Here is a 20,613-nt window from a genome sequence, read left to right as displayed (position 1 = left end):
CGGGGGCTTCGCCTGGTGCGTCCTCACCGTCCAGCCGGGCACACCGGTCGCGGTAGACGTCGGCACAGGAGGAGCGGGCGGGCCCGCAAGCGGCTTCCCTGGCACACCCAGCACGGTGGACAACGGTCTCGGCGAGGTCGTAACCGCCGGTGGCGGCGCGCTCGGGGGATTTACAGCCGGTGGCGTCGGTGGCACGGCCGACTGTCCTGGCCAGGGCACGGTCCGCCAAGGCAACAACGGCGCAAACGGCACCCTCACCGGTCCGATCGGTGAGCCGGGTGGCCAGGGAGGCCGTCCTGCGGTGGACGGCATCATCCAGCCAGCACCCCAGGGCGCAGGCATCGGCGGATCAGGCGGCGCACGCACCATCGGCCTCCCCGCCTTCGGCGAGAACGGCGGCCCCGGATACGTCGTCATCTGGTGGTAAACCGCCGGCGGCCCGGCGCACCATCCGGTGCGCCGGGCGCGGGCGCCACCACCGACGAGGGCGGCCGCGGACTTTTCCTCGTGGCCCAGTGCTCCCACCGCTGGGGAACCCGCTACCACGCCACCGGCAAGACCATCTGGGCAGAACAGCCACTCAACGACGTCCCGTAGCCCCGAGAAGCAAGCAGAAGGCCCAGGTCAGCCGGTACGATTTCGGAATCCTGGGCCCGGAACCTTCGTCTCGGTGAGGGGCGCCGCGCCACTTACGCGCCAGATGGCCCAGCGTCGGCCGCTTGACCTGCCTGATCTGATCGTTCGCGTGGGCACGGCCACATTCCGAGACCCATCGGTCCGGGTCAGCTCGGTTCGGGGACGGCGATCTCCCGCTTGAGGATTTTGCCGGTGGGTCCCTTGGGCAGGGCGTCCACGAGCCAGACCTCGCGTGGGTACTTGTACGGCGCCAAGCGGTCGCGGACGAACTCCCGCAGTTCCTCCGCGCCCGTCGCCGTGCCGGGCCGCAGGGCAACCACGGCGGCGACCTCCTCGCCGAGAGTGGGGTGCGGGATGCCGATGACGGCGGCCTCGGCCACGGCGGGGTGCTTGTACAGGACCTCCTCGATCTCGCGCGGGTAGACGTTGAAGCCGCCGCGGATGACGAGGTCCTTCTTGCGGTCGACGATGTAGAAGTAGCCGTCGTCGTCGACCCTGGCCAGGTCGCCGGTGCGCAGCCAGCCGTCCACGACGGTCTCCGCGGTCGCTTCCGGGCGTCCCCAGTAGCCGGCCATCACGTTGTGGCCGCGCACGCACAGTTCGCCGACACCGTCCTGCGGGTCGAGGAGACGCATCTCCACGCCCTCGATCGGGGTGCCGATGGAGCCCGGCTTGCGAGGCCGGTCCAGGTGGTTGAAGGAGGCAACGGGGGAGGTCTCGGACATGCCGAAGCCCTCCAGGACGGCGCAGCTGAAGGCGGTCTCGAAGGTGTGTAGGACCTCCACCGGGAGAGGGGCGCCGCCGGACGCACACAGCCGCAGCGAGCTCGTGTCGTGTCGCGCGGGGTCGTTCAGTCGCTCGGCGAGCATCGCGGCGTACATGGTGGGAACGCCCTCGAAGATCGTGACCTGTCGTTCCGCGATGGTGCGCAGGGCCTGGGCGGGGTCGAAGCGGGCCAGCAAGGTGAGCCGGGCGCCGGCGCTGACGGCGGCGTTCATGGCGCAGGCCTGGCCGAAGGCGTGGAACAGCGGCAGGCAACCCATGACGACGTCGTCCGGGGTTAGCCGCATCAGGGTGCGCGCGGCGATCTCGGCGTTGCGCGCCAGGTTGGCATGCGTGAGCATGGCGCCCTTGGGCGCTCCGGTGGTACCGGAGGTGTAGAGGATGACGGCGAGATCGTCGCCGTCGAGGGGCTCCGGCTGAGCCGGGTTCGGATGGTTGGCCAGCAGGTCCTCCAGCGCTCCGGGGGCGACGGGAACGATGGTGGTCGCGGTGCCCTCGGCGCCGGCCCGGGCCTGGTCGGCCACCCCATTCCAGGTCAGGAGGAACTCCATGCCGGAGTCGCGTACGTAGTGCGCGATCTCGCGCGGCTTGAGCAACGGGTTCATCGGTACGACGACGGCCCCAGCGCGGAGGATGCCGTAGTACAGGACCGGGAACTCCGTCAGATTCGGCAGCATCAGCCCCACTCGGTCGCCGGGACGCACGGCCTGGGCAGCTAGGAAGGCCGCGGTGCGGCCGGCGATGGCGTCCAACTCGGCATAGGTGAGGGCGTGGTCGCCGAGCTCGACGGCGACACGGTCGCCGTGGGCGTGCGCGGAGGCGGCGAGGAAGTCGGTGAGATGCATGGGGGCCGTTTCTGGTCAGCCGCGGAGCGCGGAGGCGAAGAGAGCGGGCAACTGGGCGACGCCGGGTGCGGCGGTGAAGCGGGTGAGTCGTTCGAGGGTGGTTCGGCCGGTACGGCTAGTGACGAAATACGGCGGGCGCGGAGAGAGCGAGGGGGAGCCGGTGAACAGGCCGCGTGGGGCGGGCGCGAACGGCGCGCGCAGCACCGTCTTCTCGACGCCGGTGAGCATGAAGGCGTTGTGGACGAAGTCGGTTCCGCTGCCGATGGCCTGGCGAGTGTGCCCGGGGTGGGCGCCCCAAGGGGTGTAGCCGAGCAAGAACCCGACACCAGACCAGCAGTTGACGCCCAAGGTTCCGTAGCGTAGCGCGGCGACGGCCTCGTGCACCGCGGCCGCGGCGGCCTTCTCGGTCCGCGGGTGGACGATCAGGGTGGCGCCGAGCGTGCCGGGCAGAGCGTGGTTGGCGAAGTCGACGGCGTGGCGCAGGAATTCCCCGGGGGTGCCGCCGGGGAGCCGTACGACGCCGAGGGCGCTGGCGAAGACCTCGCCGGTCAGGAAGGGGTCGTCGTGGCCGGCGATGTCCGGGATCAGGATCCGGCTGTTGTCGCCGAGCACTTCGGCGGCCGGGTGGGCGTCGCGGACCGCGGTCAGGCGCTCTCCGGCGCCGGGGTAGTAGTCGGTGCGCGGCGGGAGTCGGCGCAGCACGGTCCGGATCTCGTCCAGCAGCCGCTCGCCGCCGGCCCAGCCGCGCGGCAATACGAGGACCTGGGTGGCGATGCAGTTGTGGCCGGAGTTGTTCATCTTGCTGGTCACGATGTGCTCGGCCTGGAAGCGGAAGTCCGCATCGCTCCACGGCCCCGGCACCACGATGCAGGGGCTGACTCCGCCCAGCTCGCTGGTGAAGGGCTTGGTCACCAGTGGCGCGTCGTCACGGCGCCGCTGCTCGGCCTGCTCGTCGGTGCCCCACACGATGGCGTCGTGGGTGCGGTCGCTGCCGGTCACGTGGATGGAGTCCACTTCGTCGTGGGTCGTGAGGTAGGCGCCCTCGGCGGCTCCGCCGTCGACGAACCGCAGCCAGCCACGGCCGGTGAACTCGACGAAGATCCGCTCGAAGTGGGGCCGCAGGTAGGCGTTGACCGGGTTCATCTTGGCGACGACGACCTGGCCCTCGGCGTATAGCTTGTGCAGGATGTCGAGCGCGGTGATGGAGGCGACGTTCCCGGCGCCGAGGACGAGGGCCACACCCGGACGCGCCGGCGAGCCCCGGTACTCCCCCGCCGCCTCGGCCATGACCTGCGCAGGCGTGGTCCCGGGCCGCATCCACACCTGGGCGGAGTAACCGCTGAGCAGGACGCGGTCCCAGCCGGTGGCGGGGAAGACGTCGACGTGTACGCGGTCCCCGTGCAGGCGGACGGCCGTCGCGTCGAGGGGGGCCTTGCCGACGGCGATGCGGCGCAGCACGTGGAGGAGGGCGGCGGTGTTCTGGGCGAGGGCCCAAGGGCCGCCGGCCCAGTCCTCGGCGGCCCAGGGGGAATCGGGGCCGTATCCCTTGGCGCGGGCGCCGGCCGCGGCCAGATCGGCGGCATTGTCGCGGATTCGCGGCATGAGCCGTTCCAGCAGGCCGATGCGCTCGGCGAGCGAGGTGACGGTCCAGGACTCGGCATGCAGACGCAGTTCGCTCAGCGCACGATCCAGGGACGGGATATCGAGGGTGGTGCGGTTCACGTCTCTCCTTGGCGGGGCGGACGGATGGGACGCTGGACGGTCATGCGGCCAGGCGGCGTGCGTCGCGGGCGGGGTCGATGAGGGTGACGGCCGCGATGCCTCCGGCGAGGAGCAGTACGCCCGCCACGAGCACGGCGTGCTGGTAGCCGGCGGCGCCCTGGGTGTCGACCAAGCGGCCGGTCAGGGTGGGCGCGATCAGTCCCGCCATGGTCACCACGGCATTCATCAGGCCCAGTGCGCCTCCGCGGCGGCCCTCCGGGGCGAGTTCGGCGACCGTGGTGACCGCGATGCTGGTCATCACCCCGCAGATCCCGAATCCGAGGAGGAGCAGCAGCACGGTGAGGGGGCCGCGCGGAGCTCCGGGCAGGGCGAGGCAGCCCAGAGCGGAGACGATCAGCGTGATGCCGCCGACGCGCGCCCGGGCCCACCGGCTGCTCACGCCGCGCCGCAGCAACCAGCCGGTCAGTCCTGCCTGTCCGACGATGGCCACTGCGCCGACCGTCCAGAACACGGCGATCAGGTTCGCCGCGGTGGTCGTGGTGTAGCCCAGGCCGTCGTGCAGGTAGGAGGGCAGCCACACGAGCAGCAGGGCGACGCACCAGTAGGTGCTGAAGTAAGCGACCGTGGCGCCGATCCAGGTACGGGTGCCGAGGAGGCGGCGGTAGGGGACGCCGGCCCGCGCCCGGCCGGCGGCGGTGGGCCCGGTCGTTCCCGGGGTGGTGCCCGCGTACCGGCCCTCGCGGCCGGCGAAGAGCCACACCGCCGCCCACAGCACGCCCACCGCGGCGACCACACCGAAGGCCGAACGCCAGCCGTGGTGATGGATCACCCAGGTCAGCCCGGGGGCCGCGGTCACCACCCCCAGTGCGGTGCCGACGGTGATCAGCGCGCCGGAGAGGTTCCGGCGCTCGTTGGGAAACCACGACAGGGCACTGTGCTGGGCGACGGGGAAGGCCGGACCCTCCGCCGCCCCCAGCACAATCCGCGAGGCCATCAACGCGGCCATCCCGGCGCCCAATGCCATCGGCAGCTGCGCCACCGACCACAGCAGAGCCATGACCAGCAGCAGCCACCTCGGCCGTACACGGTCGGCCAGCAGGCCCACCGCGGCTCCGCTCAGGGAGAACAGGAGGAAGAAGGCGCTGTTCGCAAGCCCGAACTCGGTCGCGGACAGTCCGAGGTCGTGGCGGATCGGGTCGGCCGCCAACCCGAGGACGGCCTTGTCGGCGAAGTTGACCATCATGAAGACCACGAGCAGCGTTGTGACGGTCCACGCGCGGCGTACGGACGTGCGGTCGGTCGCCGAGGGGGCGACGGGCGTGGCGGGGGCGACGTCGGTGTCGGTCACGGGGGCTCCGCGGGGTTCAAAGGGGCTGGGTACGGATCTCAGGCGAGCGGGACGCCGGCGATCGCAATGCGCTCCATCACGCGCCGCGCCGGGTAGTAGTCGTTGATCGCGTAGTGCTGGGTGGCGATGTTGTCCCAGATTGCGACCGAGTCGGCTTGCCAGCGGAAGCGGACCTGGTACTCGGGAACGCGGGCCTGCAGCACCAGCTCATCAAGCAGCTCGCGGCTCTCCTCGTCGGACAGACCGACAATCCGCACGGTGAACGGCTCGTTGACGTACAGGAGTCGGCGGCCCGTGCGCGGATGGCGGACGACCACCGGGTGCTCGACCGGCGGCAGCGTGGCACGCAGCGCCTCGAGTTGCTTCGGCGTCATCAGCGCGCCCCAGCTGGGTACCCAGTCGTGCACTGCGGTCAGGCCCTCGATCCGGGCCTTCATCTCCTCGGTGAGGTTGTCATAGGCGGCACCCATGTCCGCCCACATCGTGTCGCCGCCAGCGGGCGGGATCTCCACCCCTCGCAGGATGGAGCCGAGCGCCGGAGCGGCCATGAAGGAGTGGTCGCTGTGCCAGATGTTCTCGCCGCTGGCAGTCATGGCGTCCTTGGCCAGGCGAGAGACACCGACCGTGTCGCCCTTCGGGAAGAAGGGGTTCGGCTCCGGCTCGCCCCAGATTGCGGCGAGCGCCTGGTGGGTCTCGGCGTCGAAACGCTGCTGGTCGCGAAAGAAGATCACCTTCCACTCAAGCAGGGCCTGCTTGAGCTCATCGGCGAGCTCCTCGCCGATCGGCTGCGACAGGTCGACACCACCGATCTCCGCACCGATGTGCGGGGTGAGCGGCGAGATCTGCAGCTGCTGGTACGCGAACTCGGGCATCCCCGGCGCGGTGCGCTCCAACACGCGGGGGCCGTAGTGCATCAGCGGCTTGTCGACGGCAGGTCGGGGGGTGGCAAGGGCAGACATGTGGGCCTCCACGGTCGCTCTCGAAAATCGTTACGGGAAGTATCGATATTCGGGTGCGAGACGGCAAGGGCCGATCACAAGATTTTCCAAGCGGTGCGGCAGAGGCGCCGCGCGGCTCAGGCGGAGTGACAGACCGCGCGAGCCACCAGGTCGACGAGGTCCTCCGCGAGGCGCGCGTCGGGCAGCTCGCGTTCCGCCAGTAGGCGGAAGATCAGTGGCGCCGCCACCAGTGTTGCCGCGGACCGGACGTCAACGTCGGGCCTGACCTCGCCACGAGCGATCCCACGCTCAAGGATGCTGCGGGTCTCCCCCATCATTCGCCCGACGAACTCGGCATACGCGCCGCGCGCCCCGGGGTCGTCCGCGGCCGCTCCGATCATCTCTGCCATGAGCCGGTCCATACCGGGCTGCCGGTAGGCCGCCAGCCGAGCGGTGAGCACCTCGCGCAACTCCGCACGGAAATCGCCCAGGTCCGGTACGGACAGCTCGCCAATGTGCCGCTCGGCAGCTGCGATGATCATGGCCTGCTTGGTGGGCCAGCGTCGGTAGATGGCCGGCTTGCTCACCCCGGCACGCGCCGCGACGGCGTCCATGGTGACGGCGCCGATCCCCTGCTCCGTCACCAGCTCGATGACGGCAGTCAGGGCAGCACTCGCCACCCGCTCGTCCCGCGGGCGCCCCGGCCCGCGATCCGCCTTTCGCGCCTGTATACCGACCACGGATCGAGCATACGAGCTCGGCCGGCCTCACCGGCCGAAGGTCCGCGCCACGGTTCACCCAGTGGCTGGCATTGTGATTGTGATCACGCGTGCTGAAAGCAGTACGGCCCCTGCATGCGGCCGCCACGCCCGCATACAACCGGGACGCCTCGTAGCTGCTGACTCGCGAACTAACCGCGCCTGACCGCGTGTGCCCGACGCTTCCGAGTAAGTAGCGAGTGCGACGCGCGGCCCGCCCCAGGATGCCAGGCGTTCGCGCAGTTCAGGGGCACAATCCCACACTTTCGGCGCCTGCCCTCCGAAGCCGTGTGCGCAGGTTCGAATCCTGCCGGGGGCACCTCGCACGAGGTGCCAAAAGTCCCCGCCACCAGCCAAGACGCTGAGTGCGGGGACTTTGCGTGCTCGCCCAGGACTCGCAGGGCGCGGCCCACGATGACGGTGCGGCTCACGGGGCGGTCACCTCGTCCACGGCCTCCAGGCGGGCGCGGAGTCCGCGGAACGCCCCGGCGACCTCTCGGCACTCCGGGCTGCAAACTCCGTCTGCCGGGGCTGTGCCGGGCTGCGGCTCCTCGCACACCCCCGCACGTCCAGGAGGCTTCTGCCGGGGCGCTGCGGCGGCGCCTGGGGGCGCGGCAGGGCGGTCGGCCTTGCGCTGCCCACAGGTCCGGCAGGGGGCGCCGGTGTCGATCATGTGCCCGTCCTCGCAGGCAAGGTTGGGGCACTCCCCGGGGCGCACCAGTGCGGCGGCCACGCCACCGGGCGGCGCAGCCCGGGCCCCTCCTGCGACAGGGCGTCGTCCGCGTAGCCGTAGGCGTCCCCAGAACCGGCCGACGAGGAGCTGCTGGCCGACGACTCGTCGTGCCGCTCGGCGACAACGAGCTCGGCCTCGACCTGCGGGGCCGCCGGGGTCAGCCGCTGGCCGGCGGCACAGCGCCTCCCGCTGGTTCCGCTCGGGCTGCGCGCCGTCGGCGGGCTGCCATTCCGGGTGCTCGGTGCGGGGCGTCATGTGGAAGCGCTCCAGCAGCCCTTGGGCAAGTTCCTCGAAGTGGCGGCCGCTCACGATCGGCAGGGCGGTCCACCCGGCCCCGCCGTCGTCGGGGACGCCTCCGGTCGCGGGGCCTGGCGGCGAGCGGCATCGCGTCAAACGTTCTTCAACCGCCCGTCGATAAGGCGTCGATGCCCACAAGGTTGCCTTATGCGCGCAAAAATCGAAAAGCTCGCAGGAAGCAGGAACGTGAACCTCAAGAACATCTCCGGCAAGTTCGGCATGGCCGTGGCGGTGGGCGCAGTCGTGCTGACCGCGACGCCGTCCGCGACCGCCGCCCCGTCCGCGATCCCGAAGCCACTCGGCGCCTGGCGGTTCAAGGCGAGAATTACGGCGCTTACAGCCCGACAGGACGACACCGTCACCGGCAAGAAGGCCGACAAGGCGATCGTCGCGGTCGCCACCAGCAAAATCGTCATCGTCGCCCGCGTCGACGAGAGCGCCGCGCCTCAAGCCCTGCGCAAACTCCAGACCTACGCCGCCGAGAACGCCAGTTGACGATCAGCGGCAAGGAGTGGACCACCGCGTCCGACCGCTCCGGGTTGCGTACTGTTGGTATGCGCGCGATCTGGACCGGCTACGTCAACTTCGTGATCCTTCCTCGATGAGGACCTGGCCGCACGCCCCCTCCCGATGACGCGCACGGTGGAGGTCCTGGGGTTCGTCGACGCCGGCGACGCCGACCCGGTGCTGCCATCGCAGGGTGCGCTCCGCCGACCGCACAGGGGGGTGCCTCATGGCGTCAGGCGATGCCGTCGTTCAAGGTGAGATCGATGGCGTTGGCCACCGGGTTCTCGAGCAGGAACAGGCAATCGTCGAATGTCGCCCATGGTGGCGAGCTGTCTGGTGAGCGTCATCTTGCGGGTCGATTCGTGCAGTTGTTCATTGTGTGCGACGAAGAGGCTGTCCACGATGGCCCACGGGTGCAGCGAGTTCACCCGCACCGGCGCCAGTTCGACGCTCAGTGTGCGCACCTGTCCAACGCCGAGCTCGCCCGCGCGACCTTCGTCACCCGGCAGTCCGGAAACGTCGTCCTGCGGAGCCTGCAGGACACCGGACTGATCACCCGTCCCGCCACCGCCGATCACGGCCGGGCCCGGCCCGCCCACCTCACCGAGAAGGGCCGCCAGCGGCTGGCCGCGGTCCAGACCTCCGTCGCCGCCATCGAGGAGCGCATGGTCAAGGAGATCCCGCCGCGACGCATGGCGGAACTCCTCATCGACCTCGACCGCATAGCGGCAGCCCTGGAGGGCTGACACAGAGCAGGTACAGGTCACCCGGTCGACTACTGAATGTGCACGACACGCTACGCAGGCGATTCTTTCTATGGGCTCGCCGCTGTCTCCGACAGCTCTTCTCTCCTGGTGGGCGGCGTGTGCCGCGCATCGCGGGCCCCCTTGCGGAGGTGACGTGTTGTCCGGAACAGCCGTGTCTCAGGCGCTCATTCGGCGCCGAGGTGGTCTGCGTCTGTGGACGATGGCCGCGTGCGTGGCCCTGGCGTCCAGTGCACTGACGGGTCCCGCGTGCGGGGGGAGTTCCGACGGCGGCCAGGCTGACGCTGTGAAACCCGGCGCTGAGGCCGGTCTCGCCGACCCCTGCTTCCTCTTCCCTTACTTCCCTGGGTACTGCCCGAGCCGCCCCGGCTACCACGGGCACCCGGGCCGCCCCGGCATTCCCGGTCCTCCCGGGCCGCCTGGACTTCCCGGGCCACAGGGCCCTGCCGGGCCCGCCGGACCTCAGGGGCCGCAGGGGCCGCAGGGGCCGCAGGGCGAGACCGGTCACCAGGGACCTGCCGGACCCGCCGGACCTCAGGGGCCGCAGGGACCGGCCGGTGTCACCCCGGCCCACGGCCTGGTGGACTTCCAGAACGACGGCCAATTCGCGCCGCGCGACGGGGTCACCACGGTCTTCGTCCAGGCATGGGGTTCCGGCGGGGGCGGTTCGGGAGGTGACGGCAGCATCGTCAATGGATCGGGCGGCGGCGCCGGGGGCTTCGCCTGGTGCGTCCTTCCCGTCCAGTCGGGCACACCGGTCATGGTGGACATCGGCGCGGGAGGAGCAGGCGGACCCGAGCTTGCGAACGGCCAGCTGGGCACACCCAGCACGGTGGACAACGGTTTCGGCAGCGTCGCGGTCGCAAATGGCGGCGGCGGCGGGCGGTTCGCCTCGTCCGGTGGCGCGGGCGGCACCGCCTCCTGTCCTGGCCAGGGCACGGTCCGCCAAGGCGCCGTCGGCGGGGCCGGCGGGGCCGGCGGGACCAACGTTCCGCCGGCCTGGGAGGCCGTCCGGCAGTGGACGGGGTCATCCAGCCGGCACCGGCGCGTGCAGGCATCGGCGGCACAGGTGGCACCACCTCGTTCGTCAACCCCGGCATCGGCGAGACCGGCGGCCCCGGATACGTCGTCATCTGGTGGTAGCCCGCATGCCGTGAGGGCATCGGGCGGCCGGAGGGGTCGGCCCGTACGCAAGGCGGGCCACGTCGAGGCCGCCTCAGCGGAGGACGGGTGCCGGCCCGGCGGTCTCCACCGCCGGGCCGCACCCGTGTGTCTTCGGGCAACCGTGGATCAGTAGTACACCCAGTACCCGTCGTAGTAGTCGTAGGAATCCGTGTAGTCCCAGTACTCCGTGTACTCCCAGTATTCGTAGTCGGACTCCCAGCAATCGCTGTCGCCGCCGTAGCCGGTTGTCTTCGTCTGCTGCTGGGGTGCCTGGGTGGACACGGCGCTTGTCTGCGCCGACGCGGGAGCGGCGAACGCCGTGGTGGGGATCAGGGCGCCCCCTGCCGCCAGGGCCGCGGAGGCCGTGAAGATCGCCAGACGCCGGGAACGAGGTGTGCGGGCCATGAGAATTCTCCTTGCTGAGGGATGACGGGAAACCCGGATGGTTCCGGGAGGGCCACCCGTTCTGCGTGAACCGATGCCTCCATTGAGCCCGGCCCGGTGCGTCGCGTCACGCCCCTGGAATTCGGGGCTTGACAAAAGCGACGTCCACCGGGGTCGGGACCCCGGAGCGCCTGCCGTGCCTCGCCGACGTGGCCAACGGTCACGTCAAGGCCACAGATTTCCGGTGATCCGGTCCCCCGCGCAGGTCCCGGTGGTAACTTCCACCGGCTACTTGACCTTGCCTTTACGAGATCCAGGGGGAACCGCGATGAGCACTCCGCCACCGCCGCCCGGCACCAACCCGTACAACCAGCAGCCGCCCGCGCCGTACGGTGCCCCGGCCGGCAACCCGTACAGCGTGCCCGGCCCGCCGGCGCCCGCGCCCCGGCGCCGCATAGGCGTCAAGGGCATCGTCAGGGGGGTCGTCAGCCTCGTCGTGATCGGCTTCGTGGTCTACGGCGGCTACACCACCTGGTTCGGGGGCGCCGCGACCGCCGACGCGGGCGACTGCCTGCACGCCGGGAACGCGGCGGCCACGGGCGTGATCTCCGTCGGGGACCCTGAGTTCGAGATCGTGGACTGCGGTGACGCGAAAGCCCAGTTCAAGGTCGTCGACCGGCAGTCCGGGACAGACGGGACCTGCGAGGACCAGTACCAGCGGTACACCCAGGGCGGCTCCGGCCGAGACTTCACGCTCTGCCTGGAGCCCCTGAAGTGAGCACCCGCCGACACGCTTGAGGCCCGCGCCCGGCCCCGGTGACGCCGCGTCAGACAGTGGGTACCGTGGTCGGGATGCGGATCCTTCACCTGTCCGACATCCACATCGGCCCCGTCGACGGGCCCAACTCCCGCGGGATCGACGCACGGGAGTCCCTGCGCCGGATGCTGGCCGCCCTCGACTCCGTCCCGGACGTCGGCGCCGTCGTCGTCAGCGGCGACGTCGCCGACGACGGCTCCCCGGAGGCGTACGCCGCGGCACGCGAGATGGTGCGGGAGTTCGCCGCGCGCAGGCGGGCGCCCGTGGTGTTCTGCACCGGCAACCACGACGAGCGCGGCGCCTTCGCCAAGGTGCTGGGCAGCGGCCACCTGGGAGCCGACGGAGACGACCTGGCGACCGCGGTCGTCGACTCCCCGGAGGGCGAGCGGGCCGCCGTGAGCGTGATCGGCGGCCACCGCTTCATCACGCTCGACTCGCTCGTCCCCGGCAAGGTGTACGGCCGGGTCGGCCCGCGTCAGCTCGGCTGGCTCCGCGAGGTGCTGGCCGAGCCCGCGCCGCACGGATCCGTGGTGGTCCTCCACCACCCGCCCGTCACCCTCGACGTCGCGACCCAGAAGGCCCTCGGGCTGCAGGACGGGGCCCAACTGGCGGACGCCGTACGCGGCACGGACGTACGGCTCGTCCTGTGCGGCCACTTCCATCTGCAGCTCTTCGGCCACCTCGGGTCGGTCCCGGTGTGGGTGACCCCGGGGGTCCTCAGCCGCATCGACCTCTCCGGCCCGCAGGGCACCGAGCGGGCGGTACGCGGGGCCTCGGCGACCCTCGTCGACCTCGGCGGACCGTACGCCCCGCTGTTCCACGTGCTCCACGCACGCGACCCACGGGCAGGCGAGACCGTCTACGAGCTCGACCGCGACCAGCTCCGCTCGGTCGTCGAACGGCTGGGCCCCGGCTCCTGATCAGGGCGTGACCAGGACCTTGCTGATCAGCGGCAGGTGGTCGGAGGCCGTCGGGTCGGCCTGCACCACGCGCGTGACGAGCGGCTTGACCTCGTCGGTGGTGTAGATGGCGTCGATGCGCTCGGTCGGGGCCTCGGCGGGGTAGGTCGCGCCGTCACCACGGCCGTGCAGCGAACGGGCCCACGCGTCGGTGTAGCGGGACTGCAGCGGCTGCGACTCGGGGGCGTCCGGCAGGGCGTTGAAGTCGCCGACGAGGACGGCGGGCTCCTTGTCGCCGATCAGGTCCACGATCTGCGGGGTCTGCTGGAGGCGGTCGGTCTGCGAACTGGCGGCCAGGTGGGTGCAGTAGAAGTGGACGGCCTTGCCGCGCACGTTCAAGGTGGCGTGCAGCAGTCCGCGCTGCTCCTGGCCGGGCGACTTGTACAGCCAGGTGTTCTCCGACGCGGTGATCGGGTAGCGGGACAGGATCGCGGTGCCGTACTGGATCCGGTGGCCGCTGCCGGCCGGGGGCGCGTTGTCGATGTTGGCGCCGAAGACGACGTGGTAGCCGAGCAGCTTCGCCAGGTCGGCGGCCTGGTCGGCCCAGTCGCTGCGCGCGGAGTAGTGGTTGTCGACCTCCTGCAGCCCGACCACGTCGGCGCCGCTCCTGCGGACGACGTCCGCGATCCGCGGGACGTCGAGCACGTCGTCGGTGCCCTGGGCGTGGTGGATGTTGAACGTCATCACGTCCAGCACGCGCGCGCCGCGGCCCTCGGCGGCCGGGGCCTTGCCCGTAGTGGCGGCGGCGGTGCCGGTGGTGGCGGAGAGCGCGAAGACGACGGCGAGTGCGGACAGGGTCCGGCGCAGCATGACGGGGGTCCTCCTGGGAACGGCTTTCGGGAACGATCACGATCGTGGTCGGGCCCGCTGGCCGGCGCGTGACGGGCGGGTGAAGAACCACGTCCCTTCCCCGGTGCCGGACGTCACGCCCCGTTCAACCCGCCGACCTGCCGGTCTGGTGGGGGGCCTGGCGCGGCCCCTCCGGGCAGGCGGGTTGACCCTCGACCTGGTGGAGGGGGCAGAGTCCCGGGTGTGGAGAACGACATGCGCAGTATCGGTGAGCTGGCCCGGGACAGTGGCCTGGGCGTGAGCGCGCTGCGGTTCTACGACGGCGCCGGGGTCCTGGTCCCAACCCGGGTGGAACCGTCGAGCGGCTACCGCTGGTACGGCCCCGAGCAGCTCGAAGAGGCCCGGTTGCTGGCACGGCTGCGCCGGACCGGCATGCCCTTGGCGGACATCCGCCTGGTGCTGGCCGGCTGGTCCAGTGCCGATACCGACCTGGTCAGGAAACTGCTGCAGGCGCAACTGCGCCGTCTCGAACGGGGTCTGTCCGACGCCCGCGTCGAGTTCTCCGCGATCCGCGCCCTACTCGACCGCAAGGAGAACCCCATGTCCTCATCCCTCGCCTCCGCCACCGTCCGCCTGGCCGTCCCCGTCCCGGGCCTGGCCGCCGCACTCGACGCGGTCCGCTTCGCCGCCGGGACCGACCCCGAACTGCCGGTGCTCGGCGGTGTCCTGTTCGACATCGACGGCGGGACGCTCCATGTCGTGGCCACCGACCGGTACCGGATGGCCGTCGCGCAGACCGCTGCCACCGGGCACGACGGGCCCCGCCGCCAGGTCGTCGTGCCGTCCCCGCTCGCCGACGCCATGCGGGCGCTCCTGGCCGGCGGCGAGGCGTCCGTCGAGCTCACGGTGGACGGTGACCGTGTCGCCCTGGCGGCAGGCGACCGTCAGGCGGCCGGCCGCTGTCTCGACCACGACTTCCCCGACTACCGCCGCATCGTGCGCCTGCCGGAGGGCCGGCGCGTCCTCGTCGAGGTCCCGGCGCTCCGCGCCGCGTTGGAGACCGGGCCCGTCCGCCCCGGTGAGGCGCGGGAGCAGGACGGGAAGTCCCCCGACATCAGCGTGCTCACGGTGGCGGGCGACGGCACGGTGAGCGTGTGCGAGGACGGCGATGAGGGCCCGGACGACGTCGCCGTCAACCGCGAGTACCTCCTCCAGGCCCTCGCCGCCGGGGCCCGAGACCAGCTGGTGCTGGAGTTCGGCGCACCCACGGCGCCCCTGACGATCCGCCGGGCGGAGGACGACGGCGCCTTCTCGGTCCTGATGCCCGTCCGCCTGGAGGCCTGACCGCTTCCGGGCAACCGACCCGGCGGCCGCACCCCGTCACGCCTGCACGGCCACCCGCTCGCAGAACCAGTACACGCTCACGACCACGATCGGAGCCGTCATCGCGGGCAGCGCCCAGCGGTGGGCGGGGGTGCGGCGCAGCAGGGCCAGCAGAGGGAACGTGACCGCGATGATGCCGAGCTGCACGGCCTCGATGCCGACGTTGAAGCTGAGCAGCGACAGCAGCAGTTCCCAGGACCAGCTCTCTTCGATGCCGAGGGCGCCCGCGAAGCCCAGGCCGTGGACGAGGCCGAAGAGGAAGACGACCGGGAGCCGCCAGCGGCCGGTGGCCTCGCGGTCGCGCAGGAGGAGCCCCGCGAGGGCCACGGCGGCGATGGAGGCGGCGATGACCGGCTCGACGACCGATCCGGGCACATGGACGAGGCCCATGGCCGCCAGCAGGAAGGTGACGCTGTGCGCGGCGGTGAAGGCGGTCGCCGCGAGGACGACGTCGCGCAGGCCGCGGGCGCCGATGAGCAGGGAGAGCAGGAAGAGGATGTGGTCGAGGCCGAACAGCAGGTGCTCCATGCCGAGCAGGAAGAAGTCGGTGATCTGCCGGGTTTCGTGGTGCCCGGTGGTCTCCAGGGTGGGCTCGGCGGCCGTCAGCACCTGGGAGCCCCGCCGGCCGTCGATGTCGTAGTGGACGATCGTCTGCGTGCTGTGCACGAAGCTCTCGGCGTCGGGGAAGAGGGCGCTGGAGACGGTGTACGTGCCGCCGGCGCCGCCCGGGCAGTCGTAGACCAGGGTGAGGACGGCGTACGGGCGGGTGCCGCGGGTGTGGACGTCCGCGTCGCGGGCGGGGCGGGGTGAGCAGGCGGCGTCCTCGTGGCCGACGGCGAAGCGCCCGGTGACGTACTCGTGCACCGCGTCGGCGTTGGTCTTGAGCTGGTGCAGCTGCTCGGTGCGGCCCTTCGCGCCGTAGGCCTCCTCGTACAGCCAGGCCGACTTCATGAGCAGGTCGTACTCGAGGTCGAGGGTTGCCTCCACGTGGCTTCCGGTGCCCTTCACCTCGACGTACGCCTTCGAGGTCGCGTCGTGCGCGGCGGCCGGTGCGGCGGAGGCGAGGGCCGCGGCGAGCACGGCGACGAGGGCCGCGAGGAGCACGGCGAAGGGCCGGGGCGCGGGGGTGGAACGCATGAGGTCGGTCCTCTGGGTGGGGGGGTGAACGGCGGCGGCCCGCCGTCCCGGACCGGTCGGGTCCGGGACGGCGGGCGTGGGCGGGCCTGCGGTCCTACCGGCGTGTCAGCCGGTCACCGCCGGCCGGTGGACGGCGCGAACCACGGGTACGCGGGCGCGTCCGGTCCCCACGTGCCGGGGCGGCCGTGGGCGTCCTTGGTCACGAAGACGCTCGGCTCGGAGGCGCTGACACCGCCGCCGGTGGAGCGCACCGTGACGAACCAGGCGTGGGTCGTGCCCGGCTTGAGCCCCCGCCAGGTCACCGAGGCGACCTCGCCGGAACGGGCCTTGGCCTTGCCGATGACGCTCACGGGGTCGTAGAGCGCCAGCGAGTCGGTCGTGAAGGCCGTCTTGCGGCTGGTGAGGTCGACCGGCAGCACCATGTTGTCCTCGGTGCCGTCGTAGCGGTGGTCGGTGTCGTACTCAGTGGCGCCGAACTCGTCGAGCAGCGGCGAGTAGGTGTCCACCGTCACCTCGGACCGCTTCACGTTGAACTGCAGCATCCGGAAGAAGCTCGCGCCGAACTGGAGCTGGTCGTCCGGCTGGTAGCCGCCGATCTCGGTGAGCCCGAGCCGGTCCGCGGAGACCGTGTAGAACTGGTAGTCCGCGAGCAGCTCGACGACGTCGTGCTCGACCTCGCCGACCTTGGGCTTCACGTTGGTGCCGACGCCGTGCTCGTGACCGGCGAGGATCAGGAACACGTTCGGGTTGTCCTGGACCACCGTCTTGTAGAGCATCGAACCGTCGGGCGCGGAGAACGGGGCGCCACGTCCGTCCGGGTTGCCGCTCGGCGCGAGGTAGTCGTGCGAGAGCAGGATGCCGTTGCGGCCGGGGAAGCGCTTGAAGACGGAGTCGGCCCATTCGGCCTCCTCGCGGGTCACCCCGTAGGACAGGCCGACCACGACGAAGTCGAGGCCGCCGGCGGAGAACAGGTCGTAGTGGTTCTGGTTGTCGCCGGGCCGCCAGGGGCCGCCGTACTCGGCGTGCTTCCAGCCCTTGGACAGGGCCTGGTAGCGGTCGGGGCCGTAGTACTTGTTGTAGATCGCGCCGGGGCCGTTCTCTGTGCCCGACTGGTTGTCGTGGTTGCCCGCGATCACGCCGTTGGGGATCCCGGCGTCGTCGAGGATCTTCTGCTGCTTGGAGGAGAGCTCCAGCTCGCCGGTGATCTGGCGCTGCGTGGCCTCGTCGGCGGGCTTGCGGATGTTGTTCTCGATGATGTCGCCGGTGTGGGCGACGTAGGCGATCTTGCGCTGGTCCTTGTTGGCGGCGATCCAGCGGGAGACGTCGCCGTAGGCCTTCTCCCACACCGCGCGCTCCTCGGGCGTCTCCTGCTCCACCGCGCCCTCGGAGAGGTACTGGGTGTCGGTGTAGTGGACGATGGAGAAGTCGTACGAGCCGGGGTCGGCGAAGCGGTTCGGGTCACCGGCGTCGATGTCGTCGGCGAACGGGTCCTCGCCGGTCACCATGACGTGGACCTGCTGCCGGTCGACGTACTTCCGGTCGACGACGGCGGTCAGGACGGTGTTGCCCTCGACGGCGCCGCGGGCGCTGGTCAGGACGTCCCAGGCGTCGGTCCTGGTGTTCCACACGCGCAGCGCGGCGAGCCGTTCGGGGTCGATGACGCCCTCCCAGCGCAGAACCGGCGCGTCCACGTGGCCCTTGACCTTGACGTCGTACCGCTGGAAGGTGACGTCCGGGCCGGCCGGCGCGGGCAGCGTCCTGCCGTCGGCGGGCGCGAGGCCGGCGGCCTTGACCTTCTTCTCGCCCTTGACCTCGAGCGTGGTGGGGACGGACGTCGCCGTGCCCTGGTACACCTGGTCCGGGGTGATGATCTCGGTCTCGGAGAACGTGGCGGTCACGTCACCGCCATCGGGCTCGGCCACCTGGGCCGACAGCTTCACGCTGCCGCCCGCGTCGGTCGTGCCGGACTTCGGGGTGAGGTCGGCGGGGGCGTCGGGGATGCCGGCGGAGGTGAACGTCACCTCGCGGGTGCCGGTGTTGCCGAGGCCGTCGGTGCCGGAGACCTTCAGCGTGTGCTCGCCTGCGGACAGGCCGGGGCCCACCGCGGCGCCGGGCTCGACCGGCTTGCCGTCGAGCGTGACGTCCGGGCCCTTCACGACGCCGGACAGGTCCTGGAGCCGCACGTCGAGGACGACCGAGGCGGTGATCCGCTGCCCGGCGGCGGGGACGCTGGACGCCACCGTGGGAGCGGAGTTGTCGGTGACCAGGAAACGGGTCGCGGTCTTGCCGCTCTTCGACGTCGCGGCCAGGGTGTGCTTGCCGTCGGCGGTCTTCGCGGTGTCGAGGTCGGCGTACAGGCCCTGGGCGGGGCCGTCGACGAAGAACTCCAGGTCGATCTCGGTGAGCGGGTTGACGTTGTCGCCGCAGTTGCCGTCGCCGAGGCCGTACGAGCCCTTGAGCATCCGGCCGGCGGCGGTGCCGTTCGCCGGGGTCAGGGTGATGTCGGAGACGGCGAAGTCGTCACGGTTGTCGCCGCAGGAGGTCGGGAAGGTGCCTGTGACGAAGTCGATCGTGTTCCAGCCGGGCACGAGCCACTCGTTGGGGAACGTCAGGCCGACGTGCTGACCGACGAAGTCGGCGTCGAGCACCTGCTTCTGGCCGTTGACCACGATGTGGTTCTGATAGCGGGCCTCGATCGAGTTGGTGCCCACGGTGAAGCCGAGGGTCGCGTTGCCGGAGCCCAGGGTCGGCGAGACATGCACGGCCGGGGCGTCGATCGTCCAGTGCAGGTCGGCCTCGCGCAGGCGGGTGTCGCTGTTGCCGCAGCTGCCATCGCCCATGGCGTACGAGTCGGCGATGCCGTGACCGGTGACGGTGCCGCCGTCGAGGGCGAGCGTGAGCCCCGAGATGTCGAAGTCGTCGCGGTTGTTGCCGCAGCTCTCCTTGTAGGCGCTGGTCACGACCGTGATCGTGTTGTCACCGGGGACCAGGAAGCGCGCGGGGACGGCGATGTCGACGCGCTGGCTGACCCAGGTGCCGCCCAGGTCGATGCGCTTGCCGTTGACCAGGAGGTGGTTGTCGTACTTGTCGTCGATCGAGTTCGACCCGACGTCGAAGGAGAAGGTGGCCGCGCCGTTGCCGAGACTGGCGGCGGTGGCGGGCTCCTTGCCGTCGACGGTGAGCGTCGTCGGCTCGCCCTCGGTGCCCGCGGGGAAGTTCGCGAAGACCGGCTGGCGGCCCTTCACCAGCGTGCCGTCCTTGGGCAGCAGCCGGGGGGCGCCCGCGGGGGCGTTGTTCACCGTCACGGTGTTCTTGACGGTCTTGCCCGAGGTCGTCGTCGCCGTGAGGGCGTGCGTGCCGTTGGCGAGCCCGGCGGTGTCCAGGTCGGCGCGCAGGCCGGTGGTGCGCTGCGGGTCGCCCAGGACGAAGAAGGTCAGCGTGGCCTTGGTGAGCAGCGTGGTGTTGGTGCCGCAGCTGCCGTCGCCGAAGGAGTACGTGTACTCGTTCTCCTCGCCGTCCGCTACCTCGCCGAGCAGGTCCAGGCTGATGTCGGAGAGCACGAAGTCGTCGAAGTTGGTGCCGCAGGAGCTGTCGACGGTACCGGCGAGGATCTCGACCGTGTTCTCGCCCTTGACCAGCTCGTCGTTGGGGATCTCGATCGTGCCGCGCTGGTTGACGAGGTCGCCGATGTCGGCGCGGTAGTCGCCGTTGACCAGTACGTAGTTGTGGTACCGGGCCTCCGTCGAGTTGGACCCGACGTCGAAGCTGAGCCGGGAGGTCCCGACCGTCCGCTCCGCGTCGACGGCCTTGCCGTCGACCGCGAGCCGTGTGACGGAGTCACCGGCCAGCGTGGGCGTGGCCGCGACCTTCTCCGTGCCCTCCAGGTACGCGCCGTCCCCGGGGGTGAGCGCCGGCAGGCTCGTGGCGTCCGCCGACCCGCCGTGCCCCGGTGTGCGCTCCTGCGTCGCCGTCTCGGCGTACGCCCCGGTGAGGTTCCCGCTCAGCAGGAGCAGCGCGGCGAGCGCCACTCCCACGAGCCGTTGCCCCGCCGATCCGCCACCGGGCCGTCTGAGCCGCTGTGTTGGCCGTATCACCAGCTGTCCTTCCGATCGCCACAAGGTGAGGGGAACGCCGGTGCCGAGAGGTGGCATGCCCCTGGCGGATCTTGGCCAGCGGAGGTGAACGCAGTTAAAGCAAACGCAAACAACCAGCGGAAGGTGTCCCCCTTGGCCCCGCGGGGGCCGGGCACCTGATCCCGACATATGGCTGCACGGCGTACGCGTATGCGGAATTGCAATCGTTGATCCGGCCGCCTGTGCAACCCACCCGCGGCGCGGTGGAGTAGTGAGGGGTGAGCGGATCACCGGCTGTGGGGCACGGCGGGGTGCGCATTAGGTTCATCGACCGAGGAGGAGCGTCACGTTGTCCGGATTCAGAGGTGTCTCAATGGCGGCCGCACTGCTGGGCGGGATCCTGTTGCTGACGGGGTGCAGCGACTCCTCCGGGTCCGACTCCGCCGCCGGTCCGGCCACTTCGCCCTCGCCGGACGCGTCGGTCACGGCACAGGCATCGGCGTCCGGCTCTCCCTCGGCCCAGCCGTCCGATTCCGCCACGTCCCCCTCGGCCACCACGCCGTCGCCCCGCTCCAC

At 71.2% G+C, this 20,613-nt stretch carries 16 protein-coding genes and 2 pseudogenes; 8 read left to right on the top strand and 10 right to left on the bottom strand.

The annotated features are described in order from the left end of the window. A partial coding sequence (locus PV341_RS32015; RefSeq protein WP_500359658.1) for a hypothetical protein occupies positions 1-427 on the top strand: 427 nt, incomplete at its 5' end. Between the two features lie 47 nt (positions 428-474). Further along, positions 475-597: pseudogene (locus PV341_RS32010) on the top strand (ATP-binding protein); the annotation flags it as partial. A 185-nt stretch (positions 598-782) separates the two neighbouring features. On the opposite strand, the gene PV341_RS32005 reads toward PV341_RS32010, so the two are convergent. From PV341_RS32005 to PV341_RS31985, 5 genes are all read right to left on the bottom strand, one after another. After that, positions 783-2,264, bottom strand: coding sequence for a long-chain-fatty-acid--CoA ligase (locus PV341_RS32005; RefSeq protein ID WP_500359657.1), 1,482 nt, complete (start codon positions 2,262-2,264; stop codon positions 783-785). Between the two features lie 15 nt (positions 2,265-2,279). Next, complete coding sequence (locus PV341_RS32000; RefSeq protein ID WP_500359656.1) at positions 2,280-3,986, bottom strand: aldehyde dehydrogenase family protein; 1,707 nt, start codon at positions 3,984-3,986, stop codon at positions 2,280-2,282. A gap of 40 nt (positions 3,987-4,026) precedes the next feature. After that, the gene (locus tag PV341_RS31995) at positions 4,027-5,334 is read right to left on the bottom strand and encodes an MFS transporter (RefSeq protein ID WP_500359655.1); all 1,308 of its coding nucleotides are present in this window, start codon (positions 5,332-5,334) and stop codon (positions 4,027-4,029) included. A gap of 38 nt (positions 5,335-5,372) precedes the next feature. Continuing rightward, positions 5,373-6,293, bottom strand: coding sequence for a TauD/TfdA dioxygenase family protein (locus PV341_RS31990; protein WP_500359654.1), 921 nt, complete (start codon positions 6,291-6,293; stop codon positions 5,373-5,375). Positions 6,294-6,409: 116 nt separating this feature from the next. Then, complete coding sequence (locus tag PV341_RS31985) at positions 6,410-7,012, bottom strand: TetR/AcrR family transcriptional regulator (RefSeq protein ID WP_500359653.1); 603 nt, start codon at positions 7,010-7,012, stop codon at positions 6,410-6,412. A gap of 1,234 nt (positions 7,013-8,246) precedes the next feature. Here PV341_RS31985 and PV341_RS31980 point away from each other — a divergent pair. The 3 genes and pseudogenes from PV341_RS31980 to PV341_RS31970 all read left to right on the top strand — a co-directional run bounded on the left by PV341_RS31980 (position 8,247) and on the right by PV341_RS31970 (position 10,628). Next, positions 8,247-8,555: a hypothetical protein gene (locus PV341_RS31980; RefSeq protein ID WP_500359651.1), complete on the top strand. Its 309-nt coding sequence runs from the start codon at positions 8,247-8,249 to the stop codon at positions 8,553-8,555. 476 nt (positions 8,556-9,031) lie between these two features. Further along, positions 9,032-9,313, top strand: a pseudogene (locus PV341_RS31975) (MarR family winged helix-turn-helix transcriptional regulator); the annotation flags it as partial. Between the two features lie 70 nt (positions 9,314-9,383). Beyond that, positions 9,384-10,628 (top strand): glycine-rich domain-containing protein, encoded by a 1,245-nt coding sequence (locus PV341_RS31970; protein ID WP_500359650.1) that lies wholly within the window; start codon positions 9,384-9,386, stop codon positions 10,626-10,628. On the opposite strand, the gene PV341_RS31965 is transcribed toward PV341_RS31970, so the two are convergent. Further along, positions 10,622-10,900 carry a hypothetical protein gene (locus tag PV341_RS31965; RefSeq protein WP_499515071.1) on the bottom strand — a complete coding sequence of 93 codons (279 nt, stop codon included), beginning with the start codon at positions 10,898-10,900 and terminating at the stop codon, positions 10,622-10,624. The genes PV341_RS31970 and PV341_RS31965 overlap by 7 nt on opposite strands. A 307-nt stretch (positions 10,901-11,207) precedes the next feature. On the opposite strand from PV341_RS31965, the gene PV341_RS31960 reads away from it, so the two are divergent. Then, positions 11,208-11,657 carry an LppU/SCO3897 family protein gene (locus PV341_RS31960; protein WP_500359649.1) on the top strand — a complete coding sequence of 150 codons (450 nt, stop codon included), beginning with the start codon at positions 11,208-11,210 and terminating at the stop codon, positions 11,655-11,657. 74 nt (positions 11,658-11,731) lie between these two features. Continuing rightward, positions 11,732-12,616 (top strand): metallophosphoesterase family protein, encoded by an 885-nt coding sequence (locus PV341_RS31955; protein WP_500323736.1) that lies wholly within the window; start codon positions 11,732-11,734, stop codon positions 12,614-12,616. Here the strand turns inward: PV341_RS31955 and PV341_RS31950 are convergent, their stop codons facing one another. Beyond that, positions 12,617-13,465: an endonuclease/exonuclease/phosphatase family protein gene (locus PV341_RS31950; protein ID WP_500359648.1), complete on the bottom strand. Its 849-nt coding sequence runs from the start codon at positions 13,463-13,465 to the stop codon at positions 12,617-12,619. 234 nt (positions 13,466-13,699) lie between these two features. Between PV341_RS31950 and PV341_RS31945 the strand changes: the two genes are divergently transcribed. After that, positions 13,700-14,788, top strand: coding sequence for a DNA polymerase III subunit beta family protein (locus PV341_RS31945; protein ID WP_500323734.1), 1,089 nt, complete (start codon positions 13,700-13,702; stop codon positions 14,786-14,788). Between the two features lie 36 nt (positions 14,789-14,824). Here PV341_RS31945 and PV341_RS31940 read toward each other — a convergent pair whose 3' ends face one another. The 3 genes from PV341_RS31940 to PV341_RS31930 all read right to left on the bottom strand — a co-directional run. After that, on the bottom strand, positions 14,825-15,964 hold the full coding sequence (locus PV341_RS31940; protein WP_500359647.1) for a HupE/UreJ family protein: 1,140 nt from the start codon (positions 15,962-15,964) through the stop codon (positions 14,825-14,827). A gap of 113 nt (positions 15,965-16,077) precedes the next feature. After that, positions 16,078-19,998 carry a metallophosphoesterase gene (locus PV341_RS31935; protein WP_500359646.1) on the bottom strand — a complete coding sequence of 1,307 codons (3,921 nt, stop codon included), beginning with the start codon at positions 19,996-19,998 and terminating at the stop codon, positions 16,078-16,080. 363 nt (positions 19,999-20,361) lie between these two features. After that, a partial coding sequence (locus PV341_RS31930; RefSeq protein ID WP_500359645.1) for a hypothetical protein occupies positions 20,362-20,613 on the bottom strand: 252 nt, incomplete at its 5' end.

The organism is Streptomyces sp. PA03-1a (genome assembly GCF_033792805.1).
GTDB lineage: Bacteria > Actinomycetota > Actinomycetes > Streptomycetales > Streptomycetaceae > Actinacidiphila.
The sequence above is the reverse complement of the archived record's forward strand: the minus strand, read 5'-3'. Positions and strand labels throughout refer to the sequence as shown.